This is a genomic window from Actinospineispora spinosispora DSM 44797 (genome assembly GCF_000429025.1).
In the GTDB taxonomy this organism is placed as follows: domain Bacteria; phylum Actinomycetota; class Actinomycetes; order Mycobacteriales; family Pseudonocardiaceae; genus Pseudonocardia; species Pseudonocardia spinosispora.
Genome location: NZ_AUBB01000021.1, coordinates 255,281 through 268,691 on the forward strand (window position 1 = coordinate 255,281; position 13,411 = coordinate 268,691).

Genomic DNA, 13,411 nt, shown 5'->3' on the forward strand with positions numbered 1-13,411 from the left:
GTGGTCACACTCCTGCTCGTGGTCGGGAGAATTCGAGTCGGCGGTCGGCGAGCACCGGGAACTCCGACCGGGCGGCGGAGACGACAGCGGGGTCGATGTCGCAGAAGGTCACCCCCTCCTCGTCACCTGCTTCGGCGAGGACCTCGCCCCATGGGTCGACCACCCGGCTGTGTCCGGCCAACCGGACGCCGCCGGTCTGCTCCCCGACCGCGTTGCACGCGATGAGCAGCACCTGTTCCTCGACGGCGCGGGTCGAGGTGAACAGGCGCCAGTGCGCCAGCCGCGCGGCCGGCCAGGCGGAGCACACCACGACCGTCTCGGCGCCGGCATCGATCAGCGCCCGGTACAGCTCGGGAAAGCGAAGGTCGTAGCACGTGGTCGTGCCGATTCTGCCGAGTTCGGTCGGCACCGTGGTGACCTGGTCGCCGGGAGTCAGCAGCTCGGCCTCGCGGGAGCGGTAGCCGAAGACGTGAATCTTCCGGTAGCTGTGGACGACCTGGCCGTCCGGACCGATCAGGACAGCGGTGTTGTACAGCCGCCCCTGATCGTCGCGCTCGACGATGCTGCCCATGTGCAGAGAGGCTCCGAGCCGTACCGCCCACTCGCGTGCGGCGGTGACCGTGTCGCCGTCCAGCGGTTCGGCCACTTCGGAGTACGCGTCGAAGTCGAAGTAGCCGGGCAGCCACAGCTCCGGAAGGACCACCAGGTCCGCGCCTCTCGCGTCGGACAGCATGCCCCCGACCCGGTCGCGTCGAGCCGCTGCCGACTCATCCGGGGGACTCGCCACCTGTACCAGCGCCGTCCTCATCTCGGCCTCGCCGAGTCCAGGAACGCCACCAGCTCGGTGTTGAACCGCTCGCCGATGCGCTGCACGGCGTGTGGGCTGCCGTCGAACAGCACCCGCTTGGCCGGCAGCCGCTCGGCGAGGACATCGCCGACGTCCTCGAACCCCGCTGTGCCGCCGCCGGTGACCACCAGTTTCGGGAACGGTGCTGAAGCCAGCTCGTCGAGCGGGACCCCGGTCAGCCAGGGGCGTTCGGTGCGCAGGTTCCGCACGGCCTCCGCAAACGGATCGGGCAAGGGGGAGGGCAGCTCCATCGACACGTCCAGTGCCCTGAGGAACCCCTTGGCGAAGGTCTCGTCGTCAGCCTCCTCGTTCTGCTCCCAGTGCGCACGCAGGCCGGCGATCAACGCGTCCGCTCCTGGCCTGCCCGCCGCGTTCGGCAACGCGGGCGGTTCGATGACCGTCAGCGACCACACCCGTTCCGGTGCGAGCGCCGCCGCGCGCATCGCCACGACACCACCCATGGAGGTACCGACCAGGTGCGCGCCGGAGCCGAGCAGCTCCACGATCTCGCGCGCATCGCGGTCCGGGTCGATCCGATCGGTGCTCGGGCTGGGCCGGTAGCCGCGCCGGTAGGGCGCCGTCAGCGAATAGCGGTCGGCGAGTTCCCGCTGCTCCCCGAACGCGGTCGCCGCCGAGGCGAGACTGCCGTGTACCAGTACGAGCGGCGGTCCCTCGGTGCCCCAACGTTCTACGGCGAGCTCGGTCACTGCGCCGCCGCCGCGAAGACGCCGTTGTCCACGTCGAGCCGCCGCGACTCGAAGCGCCATCCGCCGGGGGTGCGGACCACGACGTCGTTGTACACCCCGCTGGCGATGATGTGAGGCGCCTGCTCCACCTGGAGCTTCACCACCAGGGAGTAGACCGTGGCCCGGTCGCCGTCGCCCTCGATGACGTAGTTGCTGAGGATGTGGCGCGCACCGTCCTCCTTGCCCTCGGCGATGTGGCCCCGGATGAACTCCTTGATGGCTTCGTGTCCGGTGAAGGCGCCGTAGGTGGCGATGAACGCCCCGTCGGGCAGCCAGCAGCCTGCCCAGGCGTCGACATCGTGCGCGTCGAGGTGGCGGACGTGGGTGTTGGACAGCTCCTGAATGGCGATCTTGTCGTCAGCGGAGAGTGGCACCGAGGGCTCCTTCAGCGTGGTCGGCAACACCTCCGAGGCTAGGACACTAGTACGTAGTATACAAGTAGTTCGGGCTAACTGGTGTGTAAGATGCAAGCGTGCCGAAGTTGAGCGGGATCACCGCGGTCGAGCGACCACCGACCCTGTCCCGCCGGGCGTACCTGCAGATTCAGCAGGCCATCCGGGACGGCGCGATCCGCCAGGAGGTCCTCTACTCGGAGAACGAGCTGGCCGAGACTCTGGGGATGTCCCGTACCCCGGTACGTGAGGCGCTCATCTCGCTGAGCCGCGAGGGTCTTGTCGCGATCGAGTCGCAGCGCGGGTTCCGGCTGCGCAGGCTGTCCGCCTCCGAACGCCAGGAGGTCTTCGACCTGCGCTCCCTGCTGGAGGGTCACTGTGCGCGTCGCCTCGCGGAAACCGCCACCGAGGACGATGTCCGCAGGCTCAACGAGTTGATCGACGGGCAGCGCATCGAGGGCGCGGCGGGCCGGATGCCCGAGTTCCTCGCCCTCGACGAGGAGTTCCACCTGGTCCAGGCCGAGCTGCTCGGCCTGGAGCGGACGCGCGCGACCATGGTCAGCCTGCGCGGTGCGATGTGGTTGATCGGATTCGAGGCGCTCGCGCTGCCGCACCGCCACGAGAACGTCGTGGCCGAGCATCGCGCGATCGTGGACGCCATCGAACGGCGCGACCCGGATGCCGCGGAGGCGGCGGCGAAGGCGCACATCGCGACGACGGCCACGGCGGTGCGTGAGTCGGAGAACGACCAGGCGGGTCAGAACTCGGTCGGCGAGCCCCAGGCGTAGGTCTGCTTCGCCAGCTTGAGATAGACGAACGTCTCCGTGTCGGTGACGTTCTCGATCGCCCGGATACCGTTGTTGAGCACGTCCAGCAGGTGCTCGTCGTCGCGGCAGATGATCTCGGCGAACAGGTCGAAACCGCCGGTGCACAGGATGACGTAGTGCACGTCGGGCAGAGCCGAGACCTGGTCGGCGACCTGGTGGAGATCGCCGTTGACCTTGATCCCGACCATCGCTTGCCTGGCCAGGTCGACGATCAGCGGGTCGGTCACCGCCACGATCTGCATGGTGTCCTCACGCAACAGGCGCTGGACTCGCTGGCGGACGGCGCCCTCCGACAGGCCGACCGCCTTGGCCAGCGCGGCGAACGACGCCCTGCCGTCGCGTTGGAGCAGCGCGATCAGCTCACGGTCCGTCGCATCCAGTCCTCTCGGCGAGCGCGCCTGGGCGACGGTGTCCTCTGATCCCGCGCTCATCGAAGTCCCTTTCGCGCTGACTGCCCGTCCACTCACGTCCGGGCAGCCTAGCCGCGGGTCGGCGACCGACCCGGAGAAGGTGTGCGGGTGCGCGGTGACGCTCAGGAGTCGAATCCGAGGCCGGCCCGGTCGAGGGTGCGGAGCCAGAGGTTACGCCGCCCCCTGTTGTGGTCGGCGCGATTGAGGGACCACCGGGTCAGCTGGATGCCCAGCCAGCGCAGCGGTTCCGGTGGGAACGGCACCGGCGCGGTGTTCATCAGCCGAAGCCGCGAGCGCTCGGTGTCGTGGCCGTAGAGCTTGTCCAGTAGGACCCCGGCGGTGAACCTGCTGGAGCCGACGCCGAGTCCGGTGTAGCCGAGCGCGTAGCCGAGGCGGCCGTCGAACGCGGTGCCGATGAACGGGCAGAACCGGGTGCAGGTGTCGATCACACCGCCCCAGCGATGGGTGAACCGGAGCCCGTCGAGCTGCGGGAACGTGTCGAAGAAATGTTCGGCGAGGAGTGCGTAGGTGGCCGGGCGGTCGGTCAGCTCGGAACGCACCGGGCCCCGGTAGTAGTAGAGCGCGTCGTAGCCACCCCACAGGATTCGGTCGTCCTCGGTGAGGCGGTAGTAGTGGAACTGGTTCGCCGAGTCGCCGACGCCCTGGCGTTCCCGCCAGCGCAACGAGCTGAGCTGAGCCTCACTGAGCGGCTCGGTGACGAGTACGTGGTCGTACACCGGGGCGATGTAGTGGCGCAGCCGCCGCAGCAGGGAGGGGAAGGCGTTCGTGGCGAGCACGCCGTGCGACGCCCGAACGCTGCCGTAGGGAGTCTCCACGAGCAGGCCGCCGGGTGCGTCGCCGATCTTCGTTGCCGGGGTGCGCTCGTGGATTCGGACCCCGAGCTCCAGGCAGGCGCGGCGCAGCCCCCACGACAGGCGGGCCGGGTCGAGCATCGCGACCGCGTCGGGCATCTCGAGCGCGCCGAGGTAGGTGGGCGAGTCGACTTTGAGCCTCGCCTGCTCGGCGGTCAGCAGGGTCGCTCGGTGGCCGAGTGATGTGGCGAGCTGGGCGGTGCGGCTCAGCTCGTCGACCTGCCACGGCTCGGTGGCGACGCTGAGCTCGCCGCTTCGTCGGAAGTCGCAGTCGATGCCGTATCGGGTGAGGGTCGCCTCGATTGCGTCGAGGTTGCGCCTGCCGTGTGCTTCGAGCGCCGGCATCTCGTCGGCGAACCGTGCCATGCCGTTCGCCAGGCCATGGGTGAGGCTCGCCGCGCAGAAGCCGCCGTTGCGCCCGGAGGCGGCGGAGCCGCACAGATCGGCGTCGACGAGCACGACGTCCAGACCCGGGTCCTGTTCCTTGGCCTGCAACGCGGTCCACAACCCGGTGTAGCCGCCGCCGACGATGACGAGGTCCGCGGTCGTGGCACCGGTCAGGGTGGAGCAGGGATGCGGCGCGGGGTGCGCGGTGAGCCAGTACGGAGTCGGCTCGGCGTCGGCAAGAGAGTTCACCGCGGGGCTTGCCATGGTGGCCACACACGTAATCTATCGCAATGTCAGTCACAGTCAAGGGAATCCGTAGTAGTAGAGCGCTATTGCAATGGATTCCCTTGAAGTCGACTCGGTGAACGTTCGGATCGACCGCCACGCCGGGGTGGGATGAGGGCTCGACATCGACGGTGGGGCTGTACGGTCACAGCGGCGGTGACGGTCGTCCGTTCCGGCCGACCGGGGACCTGCTGTACCAGCCCCGCTACGACTTGTGGTTCGCATTCGCTGTGCAGAAGGGTCCGCCCATGACCGATGAGCGCTTCATCCCGTTCCGCAAGACGAGCATCGTCGAGATGTGCGCGGACGAGGTGCCTGGTCCGGAGCGTGAGTCGTTCGAGGCATTCGCGGAACTGCTGGCCAGCCTGCTGCACCACGAGTTCCGGGGGAGGCTCGAGACGCTGAAGGACGCCTACCATCCGTTCAACCCGGGCAGCGACATCCGCACGATCGCGGACACCGGGCCCGAGGAACGTAAGGCAGCACAGGAGCGGCTGGTCGACGAGCTGACCTCACTGGCCGAGGCCGCGAACTTCGAACGGGTGAGCAGCGAGGACCTCGACCGGGCGTTCACCGAGGAATCGTTGATGAAGGTCCGGCTCGAGGCGGACTTCGACGATTTCGAGCAGGTCGTGTTCTACCGGCGCGGGGAGAACAGCCGGACCGAAGAGGTGAAACGCTTGTTCGGGCTACGGCGCCGGACGATCGAGTTCACCAACTACGCCAAGGTCCTCGTCTACGTGAAGTTCAAGGACGCGGCCCACTTCGAGGAACAGGGAAAGAAGATCGACGACCTGCCGTTCGCCCCGGGGTCGACGATCATCAAGCTGTTCCAGGACGTGCCGAGGGCCGACCTGGAGATGCTCTTCCCCAACGCGCGCGTGCGGATGCGCCCGATCGACAAGCTGCTGATCGGCGTCCCCGCCGTCATCTCCGGGGTCATCGTGGTCGCCACCAAGCTCATCGCGGCGCTCATCCCGGTGTTGTTGCTGCTGGGCTTCTGGTTCGGGGTGCACAACAAGCCGGTCCAGCTCAACCACGGTCAGCTGCTGGCGCTCGGCGCCGGGCTCGCCGCGCTCGGCGGCTACGTCGTGCGGCAGATCAGCACGTTCAAGAACCGCAAGATTCAGTTCATGAAGGCACTCTCGGAGAACCTCTACTTCCGCAACCTCGACAACGACGCGGGAGTGTTCCACCACCTGCTCGACTCCGCCGAGGAGGAAGAGGTCAAGGAGGCAGTCCTCGCCTACCACTTCCTGCGCAGGTCGGAGGAGCCGCTGAGCGCCGAGGAGCTGGACACGCGGATCGAGCGATGGTTCGCCGAGAAGTGGGACGCCTCCTTCGACTTCGAGGTCGACGACGGTGTCGGAAAACTGCGCCGGCTCCAGCTGATCGACACCGACGAGCAGGAACGGCTGACCGCGGTCACGTTGGACGAGGCAAAGCGCCGCCTGGACGAGACCTGGGACAACCTGTTCAGCTACAACGCGCAGCCGGCGAAGGCCGAGGCCTGACCGTCGGTCCCGCGCCGGCTCACCAGGGCTCGGGTAGCGCGAACCGGGCCAGCTGCAGGACGAGCAGCCGACGGTCCGCCCGTCGTGGCGGACGCAGCGACGAGCTGGCCCAGACCGTGTTGCTGTCGGCGTGCAGCGCGGCGACGAAATGCGCGACCGTGTCCGGAGCCGCGACCAGCTGCGCGGGCAGGTAGCGGGACACCGCGAGGCGCTCGTCGCCGTCGAGCCCGCCGGGAAGCAGCGTCGCTGACCAGCCGGTGTTCTGGTCCCAGCGCAAGCGCGCCGGCGCCCATTCGTCGCTCGGCACGTCGCCTCGGTGCAGAGTGAGCTCGCCCCAGAGGGCGCGGGACTCCGAGGGCTGCGCGTGTAGCTGCCTCGCCATGAAGCCACGCTGGTTGAGCCGATAGGCGACAGCGGAGACGTAACCGAGGACCAGGATGTGTTCCTCTGAGTCGACCGGCTGCGTGGTCTGCGCCGGGCGCGGTATCGCTCTGCTGCGTTGGTTCGGTATCGACCGATCGTCGACGGACTCGGATGGGGGAAGGACGGGCTGTCGCGACCGGGGGACGCGAGTGGGGGTGGACATGTCTTCTGGCCTTTGCTCGAGGTCTGGCGTCGTCGAGTCGTTCGTGGTCGGGCTCGGTGGCACAGGTAGCGCCCTCGGCGGGAAATGCACGTCGATGTGCTCCGCCGAGAACCGCGGCGTGTGGCGTCGCGCGCGTCCACCTGCTCAGCTGTGAGGAGCGCGGTAGGGGGATCGAGGCTTCTCCGCCGCCGCGACCGTGGCCTACCGAGGCTCCCGACTCATGCCTACTCCTCGAACCCTGTGACGACAATCAATGTCACCCGTGAGCCAGCCGGAGAAAGCCGTGAGTGCCGCGGCCGCCCATAGGCGGCCGCGGCACTCACGCCTCTTGACCTGGTACGACGCTCACAGACAGTCGTTCAGCGCGGCAAGGAGCCGAGTTGCCCGGGTGTCGATGTCCTCCGAGCACATCTCGTTCGTGACGAACGAGAACCCGACCTCGTGCTCCGGCCACGCGCCGTGCCGTCCGCCGCCCGCCCCGCTGTGTCCGAAGGCGACCGCCGCGGGACCGTAGGTGCCGATGGGGTCGGCCAGTTCGTAGCCGAGCCCGAACCGCAGCGGGCGGTCGTTGATCGCGTCGGTTCCCTCCGAGTGGGTACCGGTGAACAGGGCGAGCACCGCCGTGGGCACCAGCGGGTCGCGTGGATCGACGAGTCGCGCGTAGACGCGGGCCATCGAGGCAGCGCTGCCCACGGCGCCGCCCGCCGCGGACCCGGCGAGCCGGTAGGCAGCCGAGTTGATCAACTCCGGATCGTCGGTGAGCACGCGGTACATGCGCTCGACGATCCGGCGGCGCACCGGGTCGTCCAGGAACGTGGAGAGCCGGTAGTGATCCTCGCGCACGATCCGGGCCATCCTCCCGGCGAGGCGGTCCGGTGTGCGTAGCCGGACGTCCACGCCGTCGATGGCGTTGAGCTCGGACTCGACGTGTGACGCGGTGTCCCGGCCGGTCGTGCGCAGAACCAGCTCGTCGACCAGGTAGCCGTACGTGAGCGCGTGGTAAGAGACCCGCGAGCCGGGCTCCCAGAGTGGGGACTGGGTGGCCAGTGCCGCCGCGCAGGCGCGGTTGTCGAGCATCGGCACCTCGTCGCGCTCCACGTAGGGCAGGCCCGCCGTGTGCGCGAGGACCTGACCCACGGTCACCTCGGCCTTGCCACCCGCCGCGAACTCCGGCCAGTACATCGCGACCGGATCCTCCGGGTCGAGCAGGCCGCGGTGGGTGAGCAGCGCACACACCGTCGCGGTGAGGCCCTTCGTGCCGGAGAACAGGACGGCCGTGGTGTCCGGGGCCCAGCGCCGCCCGGTGTGCGGGTCGGCCAGGCCACCGTGCAGCTCGACCAACGGTCGCCCGCGCCGGACCACGCTGAACGCGGCGCCACCGCGCGCCTGCCGCAGGACCTCGGCGAACGCATCGGCGACCTGTTCGAACCCTCGCGCGACAACCATCCGCGGTCAGGCCCCGACCCGCATGGTCGGCGTGTGTTCGAGCAGCTCGACGGTGTACTCGTGTCGGGGATTGCGCAGTACCTCGTCCACCGTGCCCTGCTCGACGATCCGGCCCCGGTTCAGCACCGCGATCCGGTCCGCGACGTGCCGGGCGAGCGCGATGTTGTGGGTGACGAACAACATCGCGGTGCCAAGCTCCCGCCGGACCTGTGCCAGCAGCTCGAGGATCGAGGCCTGCACCGACACGTCCAGCGCGGAGGTGATCTCGTCGCACACGAGCACGTCGGGCGCGGTGACCAGGGCCCGCGCGATCGCCGCGCGCTGGCGTTCGCCACCGGACAACGCGCCCGGGTAACGGTCGGCGAACGAGCCGTCCAACCGCACTTCGCCGAGCATGTCGAGGACCCGCTTCCGTCGCTTGCCCGCATCGAGATCGGTCAGCTGGCGCAACGGCACCTCCAGCGAGCGGCCGATGGTGCGCCGGGGGTTCAACGAGGCGAACGGACTCTGGAACACGTACTGCACGCCCCGTCGCTGCACCGGGGTGCGGTCGAACCCGAGTGGCTCGCCGCGCAGTGCCACCGTGCCCTGGTCCAGCTCGAGCAGCCCGGCCAGGCCCCTGGCCAACGTCGTCTTCCCGGAACCGGACTCGCCGAGCAGCATCAGGCACTCGCCCGGTGCCAGCTCGATGTCCACACCGTCCAGCACGGTCCTGCCGCCGTAGCCCTTGGACACACCTCGAACCTGCAGCAGCGCGGTCGGGTCGGTCGTGGCGGCGGGCCCGGGGCGTGGTGGCGCCGAGTGGAGGTCGGGCACCGCCGCGATCAGCTCCCGGGTGTAGGTGTGGCGCGGGTCGTGCAGAACCTGCGCGACGTCGCCGGTCTCGACGACCTCACCGGCGCACATGACGGCGACCCGGTCGGCGAGCTGGGCGACGACCGCGAGGTCGTGGGTGATGTAGAGCGCGGCGGTTCCCGAGCGGCTCACCAGGGTGCGCACGGTGTCCAGCACCAACGCCTGCGTGGTGACGTCCAGCCCGGTCGTCGGTTCGTCGAGCACCACGAGGTCGGGGCAGCAGGCGAAAGCGGCGGCGATCCCGACGCGCTGCTGCTGTCCGCCGGACAGCTGGTGGGGATAGCGGCCCAGGAACGTGTCGTCGTTCGGCAGACCGACGTCGGCCAGCACCTCCCGGACCCGGTCGAGCCGTTGCGCCGGTGTGCCGCCCTGATGCTCGGCGAGCACCTCGTCGACCTGCCTGCCCACCCGCAACAGGGGGTTCAACGACAGCGCGGGGTCCTGCGGTACATAGCTGAGCAGCCGTCCGCGCATCGAGCGGATCGTGGCGGGTGGCAGGGCCAGCAGGTCGTCGACCCGCTCGGTGTGCCCGTCGAAGCACATCGTGCCGCCGGTGTGGCGCAGTCCCTCGCGGAAGTGCCCGAGCGCGGCCAGCGCCGCGGTCGTCTTGCCGGATCCCGACTCGCCGACGAGTGCGAGGATCTCGCCGGGCGCGATCGCGTAGTCGACGCCGTGCAGCACCTCACGTCCGGCGAGGGAGGTGACCCTCAGACCGGAGCAGCGCAGGGTGCAGGCGGGTTCGGTGGTGGTGGCGGTCATGACGTCGGCCCCACAGACGTGTCGGCCGACGCCTTCGCCAGGCCGTCGGTGATCATGTTGGTGCCCACCGTGAGAAGGGCGATCGCGGCGACCGGCAGCAGCACGCCCCACGGCGTGACGATGAGCGCGATGCGGTTCTCGTTGATCTGCAGCCCCCAGTCGGCGGCGGGCGGTTGCACACCCAGCCCGAGGAACGACAGCGACGCGACGTATCCGATCGAGTACGTCAGCCGCAGGCCGACCTCGACCATGAGCGGCCCGGTGATGTTCGGCAGGACCTCGGTGGCGAGGATCTGCCGCCGAGGCAACCCGTACATCCGGGCGGCCAGCACGTAGTCCTGGCCGGCCACGGCCAGCGTGGCCTGCCGGACGACCCGCGCGACCCTGGGAACGTGGGTGATCCCGATGACCACGACCAGCAGCCACCCGGACGACCCGAGGACCGCGACGGCCAGCAGCGCCAGCACGAGCTGCGGGAAGGACAGCAACACGTCGCCGCACCGCATGACGACGCTGTCTGTCCGGCCTCCGCTGTACCCGGCGACCATGCCGGTCAGGGTTCCCGCGATCACTCCGATCGCGGTCGCGGCCACCGCGTAGAGCAACACCGGCCCACCTCCGGAGAGGAACCGGGTGAGCACGTCCCGACCGAGGTTGTCGGTACCGGCGGCGCCGTCGGTGCGGAACGGCTTACCGACGAAGTCGCCCACGTCGTGGCCGGTCAGCAACGGTCCCAGCAGTGGCCCCAGAACAGCGATGGCGACGACGAGCAGTGTCAGCGCGGCCCCGACGCGTACCTGCCGCTGCCGCCAGGTACGCCGGAGCAGCCCCGTCCCGCTGCCGACCGGGATGTTCTCCGCGGCGAAGTTCGTGCTCATCGAGCACCTCCGGTCCGGATTCGAGGGTCCGCGACGATGCCGATGAGATCGGCGGCGAGGTTCACCAGGACGTAGAACGCGGCGATGATGAGCGTGATCGCCTGCACGACCTGCACATCCCGCTTCGCCACGGCGTCGATGAGCGCCTGCCCGATGCCCGGATAGCGGAACAGGAACTCGACCACCACGACGCCGCCCGCGAGCCAGGCCAGCTGCATGGCGAGAACCTGCGCGATCGGACCTATGGTGTGCGGCACCGCGTGTCGCAGCACGACGGTGCGTTCGGGGAGACCTTTGAGGCGTGCCATCTCCACGAACCCGCCGCTCAGTGCCTCGGACAGGGTCGCCCTGGTCATGCGCACGACGTACGGGATCACCACCAGGGCGAGCGTGAGCACCGGCAGCACCAGCTGGCCGGGTTGGCTCCAGACCGGCTCGCCTGGCCTGGACAGGGTGACCGAGGGCAGCAGCCGGAACACCGAGGTGGACAGCAGGACGACCAGCAGCACGCCGATGACGAACTCGGGGAGCGCGGCGAGCACCAGGCTGAACCCGGACACCACCTGCTCCCCGAGCCGGTCCCGGCGCACCGCGGAGTACGTGCCCATCGCCAACGCGAGAGGAGTGCTGACCAGCGCGGTGAGCACGAGCAGCAGACCGGACGCGACGAGCTTGCCCGCCAGCAGCTCGGACACGGGCCCCTGGGTCGCGGCGGAGAAGCCGAGGTCGCCGGTCAGGACACCGCCCAGCCAGTCCAGGTAGCGCTGCCACACCGGGAGATCGAGACCGAGCTTCGCGGACAGGGCCGCGACCCGCTCGGGCGTGGCCTGCTGGCCCAGGATCGCCCGCGCCGGGTCGCCGGGCAGCAGCAGCGTGGCGACGAACACCAGGACCGACACGACCCACAAGACCAGCACGCTCAGCGCAAGCCGGCGCAACACCAGCCGTACCAGCAGCGACGGGCCGCTACGCGGCGCGCCCGATGGCGGGTCGGCCCTGTCGATCGGTTCCTTCACGGATGCGGTCACCGTCCCACCCACACCTTCCGGAACTCGTAGCCGGACAACGACAGTCCGGTGCGGTTGGGGACCAGCCCCCCGATGTAGCTCTGGGCGGCGTCGACCCGGTCCGGGAACGACCAGATCAGATAGCCGCCCCGGTCGTACTCGATTCGTTGCGCGGCCTCGGTCAGCTCGGCGCGACGGGTGGGATCCAGCTCGGAACGGGCGCGGCGGATCAGCCCCACGTACTCCGGGTCCGTCCAATGGGTCTCGTTGAACGGCGCCTCGGGCATCGAGCTGTTGGCCGCCTGCGGCAGGTAGTTGCGGGTGTTCCAGAACGACTGGGCGAACTCCCAGCTCAGGTACTGGTCAGAGAAGAACGTCGAGGTGTCGACCCGGCGCAGCCCGATCTCCACGCCCGCCGCCTTGGCCTGTCCGGCGAAGACCTGGGCGGCCTCGACCGTGCCCGCCTGGATCGGGGAGGTCACCAGCTCCAGGGACAGCCGCGGCTTGCCCGCCGCCGCGAGGAGGTCCTTGGCGTGGGCCAGGTCCTGCTCCCGGTTCGGGACCGAACGCAGGTAGTCGCGGTCGAACCGGGAGTACAGGTCGTTCGCCGTGGAGCCCTGGCCGCTGAGTACCTGGTTGACCAGCTCGTGGCGGCCGGCGATCAGTCGCAGTGCCTGGCGCACCCGGACGTCGTCGAACGGGGGCACGTCGACGCGCATGGTGAACGGCAGCCACGCGGCCGTCGGCGAGGTCAGTACCCGCACCGTGTCGTAGGCCGCCATGACACCGGTGAGCGCCAGCGGAACCTGGTCGATCGCGTCGACCTGGGCGGAGAGCAGGGCGTTGACCCTGGCGTCGTCCTCCTGAAAGTTGATCAGTTCGAGGCGGTCGACGTAGGGCTCGTTCGGCCGCCAGTAGTGCTCGTTGCGCAGGAAGACGCTCTGCTGGCCGGGGGAGAAGGAGGAGTACCGGAACGCTCCGGTCCCGATCGGAGCGTCCAGCGTGAAGTTCGCGGGCACGATGCCGTTCCCGTACTCCGCGAGGTACTGGTCGAAGACCGGTGACGCCTCGCTCAGTGTGAAGCGCACCTGCCGGTCCCCGGCGACCGTGACGTCCCGCACGATCGTCAGGCTGGACGCGCCCGACTTCGGGTCGGCCGGGTCGAGAATCCTGCGGAACGTGGCCACGACGTCGTCCGGCGTGACCGGGCGGCCGTCGTGGAAGCGGATGTCGCGGCGGATCGTCGCGGTCCAGACCTGGGCACCCTCGGACGGCTCGACCGACTCGGCGACGGCCGGCTGCAGTGTGTACGCGTCGTCCCAGTGCAGCAGTGGTTCGTACAGGCTGAGGGTGCGGGCGATGTCCGGGTTGGTGGCGGGAGTGTGCGGATCGAGGGAGTCGGAGCTCCCGCCCCCGGTCACCCCGATCCGCAGGACGCCGCCGTGAGTCGGTGGACCGGCTTCGCGTGCTGTGGAACCGGCACCGCAGCCGGTCAGCAGCACGGCACCGGACAGGCCGGCCGCGCCGAGGAAACGGCGTCGGCTCAGCGGCCCGAGTGCGGGTGATCTGCGCGTGCGCGGGGACAGGCTGTCCATCTGAT

General features: G+C 69.5%; 13 protein-coding genes. 2 read left to right on the top strand and 11 right to left on the bottom strand.

Annotation, left to right across the window (positions count from 1 at the left end; all coding sequences use genetic code 11):
• Nucleotides 1–4 precede the first annotated feature (4 nt).
• From G406_RS0109680 to G406_RS0109690, 3 genes are read right to left on the bottom strand one after another with little or no spacing between them, the layout of a single operon-like run.
• Nucleotides 5–808, bottom strand: coding sequence for a carbon-nitrogen family hydrolase (locus G406_RS0109680; RefSeq protein ID WP_028933668.1), 804 nt, complete (start codon nucleotides 806–808; stop codon nucleotides 5–7).
• The gene (locus G406_RS45850; RefSeq protein WP_051341869.1) at nucleotides 805–1,554 is read right to left on the bottom strand and encodes an alpha/beta fold hydrolase; all 750 of its coding nucleotides are present in this window, start codon (nucleotides 1,552–1,554) and stop codon (nucleotides 805–807) included. Before G406_RS45850 ends, G406_RS0109680 begins: the two co-directional genes overlap by 4 nt.
• Entirely contained in the window at nucleotides 1,551–1,967 is a 417-nt protein-coding gene (locus G406_RS0109690) for a nuclear transport factor 2 family protein (RefSeq protein ID WP_169736666.1), read from the bottom strand. The genes G406_RS45850 and G406_RS0109690 overlap by 4 nt, the downstream gene beginning before the upstream one ends.
• Nucleotides 1,968–2,065: 98 nt before the next feature.
• Between G406_RS0109690 and G406_RS45855 the strand changes: the two genes are divergently transcribed.
• Nucleotides 2,066–2,773, top strand: a complete 708-nt coding sequence (locus G406_RS45855; RefSeq protein WP_051341870.1) for a GntR family transcriptional regulator — start codon at nucleotides 2,066–2,068, stop codon at nucleotides 2,771–2,773.
• Here the strand turns inward: G406_RS45855 and G406_RS0109700 are convergent.
• Both G406_RS0109700 and G406_RS0109705 read right to left on the bottom strand, forming a co-directional pair.
• Nucleotides 2,743–3,243, bottom strand: a complete 501-nt coding sequence (locus tag G406_RS0109700) for an Lrp/AsnC family transcriptional regulator (RefSeq protein ID WP_037075807.1) — start codon at nucleotides 3,241–3,243, stop codon at nucleotides 2,743–2,745. The two genes, G406_RS45855 and G406_RS0109700, sit on opposite strands and share 31 nt — an antisense overlap.
• Nucleotides 3,244–3,344: 101 nt before the next feature.
• Nucleotides 3,345–4,745, bottom strand: coding sequence for an NAD(P)/FAD-dependent oxidoreductase (locus G406_RS0109705; protein ID WP_037075925.1), 1,401 nt, complete (start codon nucleotides 4,743–4,745; stop codon nucleotides 3,345–3,347).
• A gap of 269 nt (nucleotides 4,746–5,014) precedes the next feature.
• On the opposite strand from G406_RS0109705, the gene G406_RS0109710 reads away from it, so the two are divergent.
• The gene (locus G406_RS0109710; RefSeq protein WP_028933672.1) at nucleotides 5,015–6,280 is read left to right on the top strand and encodes a TMEM143 family protein; all 1,266 of its coding nucleotides are present in this window, start codon (nucleotides 5,015–5,017) and stop codon (nucleotides 6,278–6,280) included.
• Between the two features lie 19 nt (nucleotides 6,281–6,299).
• Here G406_RS0109710 and G406_RS59345 read toward each other — a convergent pair whose 3' ends face one another.
• The 6 genes from G406_RS59345 to G406_RS0109740 form a co-directional block, all read right to left on the bottom strand.
• Entirely contained in the window at nucleotides 6,300–6,866 is a 567-nt protein-coding gene (locus G406_RS59345) for a DUF6292 family protein (protein WP_028933673.1), read from the bottom strand.
• A 345-nt stretch (nucleotides 6,867–7,211) separates the two neighbouring features.
• Nucleotides 7,212–8,312: a serine hydrolase domain-containing protein gene (locus G406_RS0109720; protein WP_028933674.1), complete on the bottom strand. Its 1,101-nt coding sequence runs from the start codon at nucleotides 8,310–8,312 to the stop codon at nucleotides 7,212–7,214.
• Nucleotides 8,313–8,318: 6 nt separating this feature from the next.
• The gene (gene nikE, locus G406_RS0109725; protein WP_028933675.1) at nucleotides 8,319–9,926 is read right to left on the bottom strand and encodes a nickel ABC transporter ATP-binding protein NikE; all 1,608 of its coding nucleotides are present in this window, start codon (nucleotides 9,924–9,926) and stop codon (nucleotides 8,319–8,321) included.
• The gene (locus G406_RS0109730; protein WP_051341872.1) at nucleotides 9,923–10,804 is read right to left on the bottom strand and encodes an ABC transporter permease; all 882 of its coding nucleotides are present in this window, start codon (nucleotides 10,802–10,804) and stop codon (nucleotides 9,923–9,925) included. The genes nikE and G406_RS0109730 overlap by 4 nt, the downstream gene beginning before the upstream one ends.
• The gene (locus tag G406_RS0109735) at nucleotides 10,801–11,757 is read right to left on the bottom strand and encodes an ABC transporter permease (RefSeq protein WP_028933677.1); all 957 of its coding nucleotides are present in this window, start codon (nucleotides 11,755–11,757) and stop codon (nucleotides 10,801–10,803) included. Before G406_RS0109735 ends, G406_RS0109730 begins: the two co-directional genes overlap by 4 nt.
• Nucleotides 11,758–11,828: 71 nt before the next feature.
• Nucleotides 11,829–13,406, bottom strand: coding sequence for an ABC transporter substrate-binding protein (locus G406_RS0109740; protein ID WP_051341873.1), 1,578 nt, complete (start codon nucleotides 13,404–13,406; stop codon nucleotides 11,829–11,831).
• Nucleotides 13,407–13,411 lie beyond the last annotated feature (5 nt).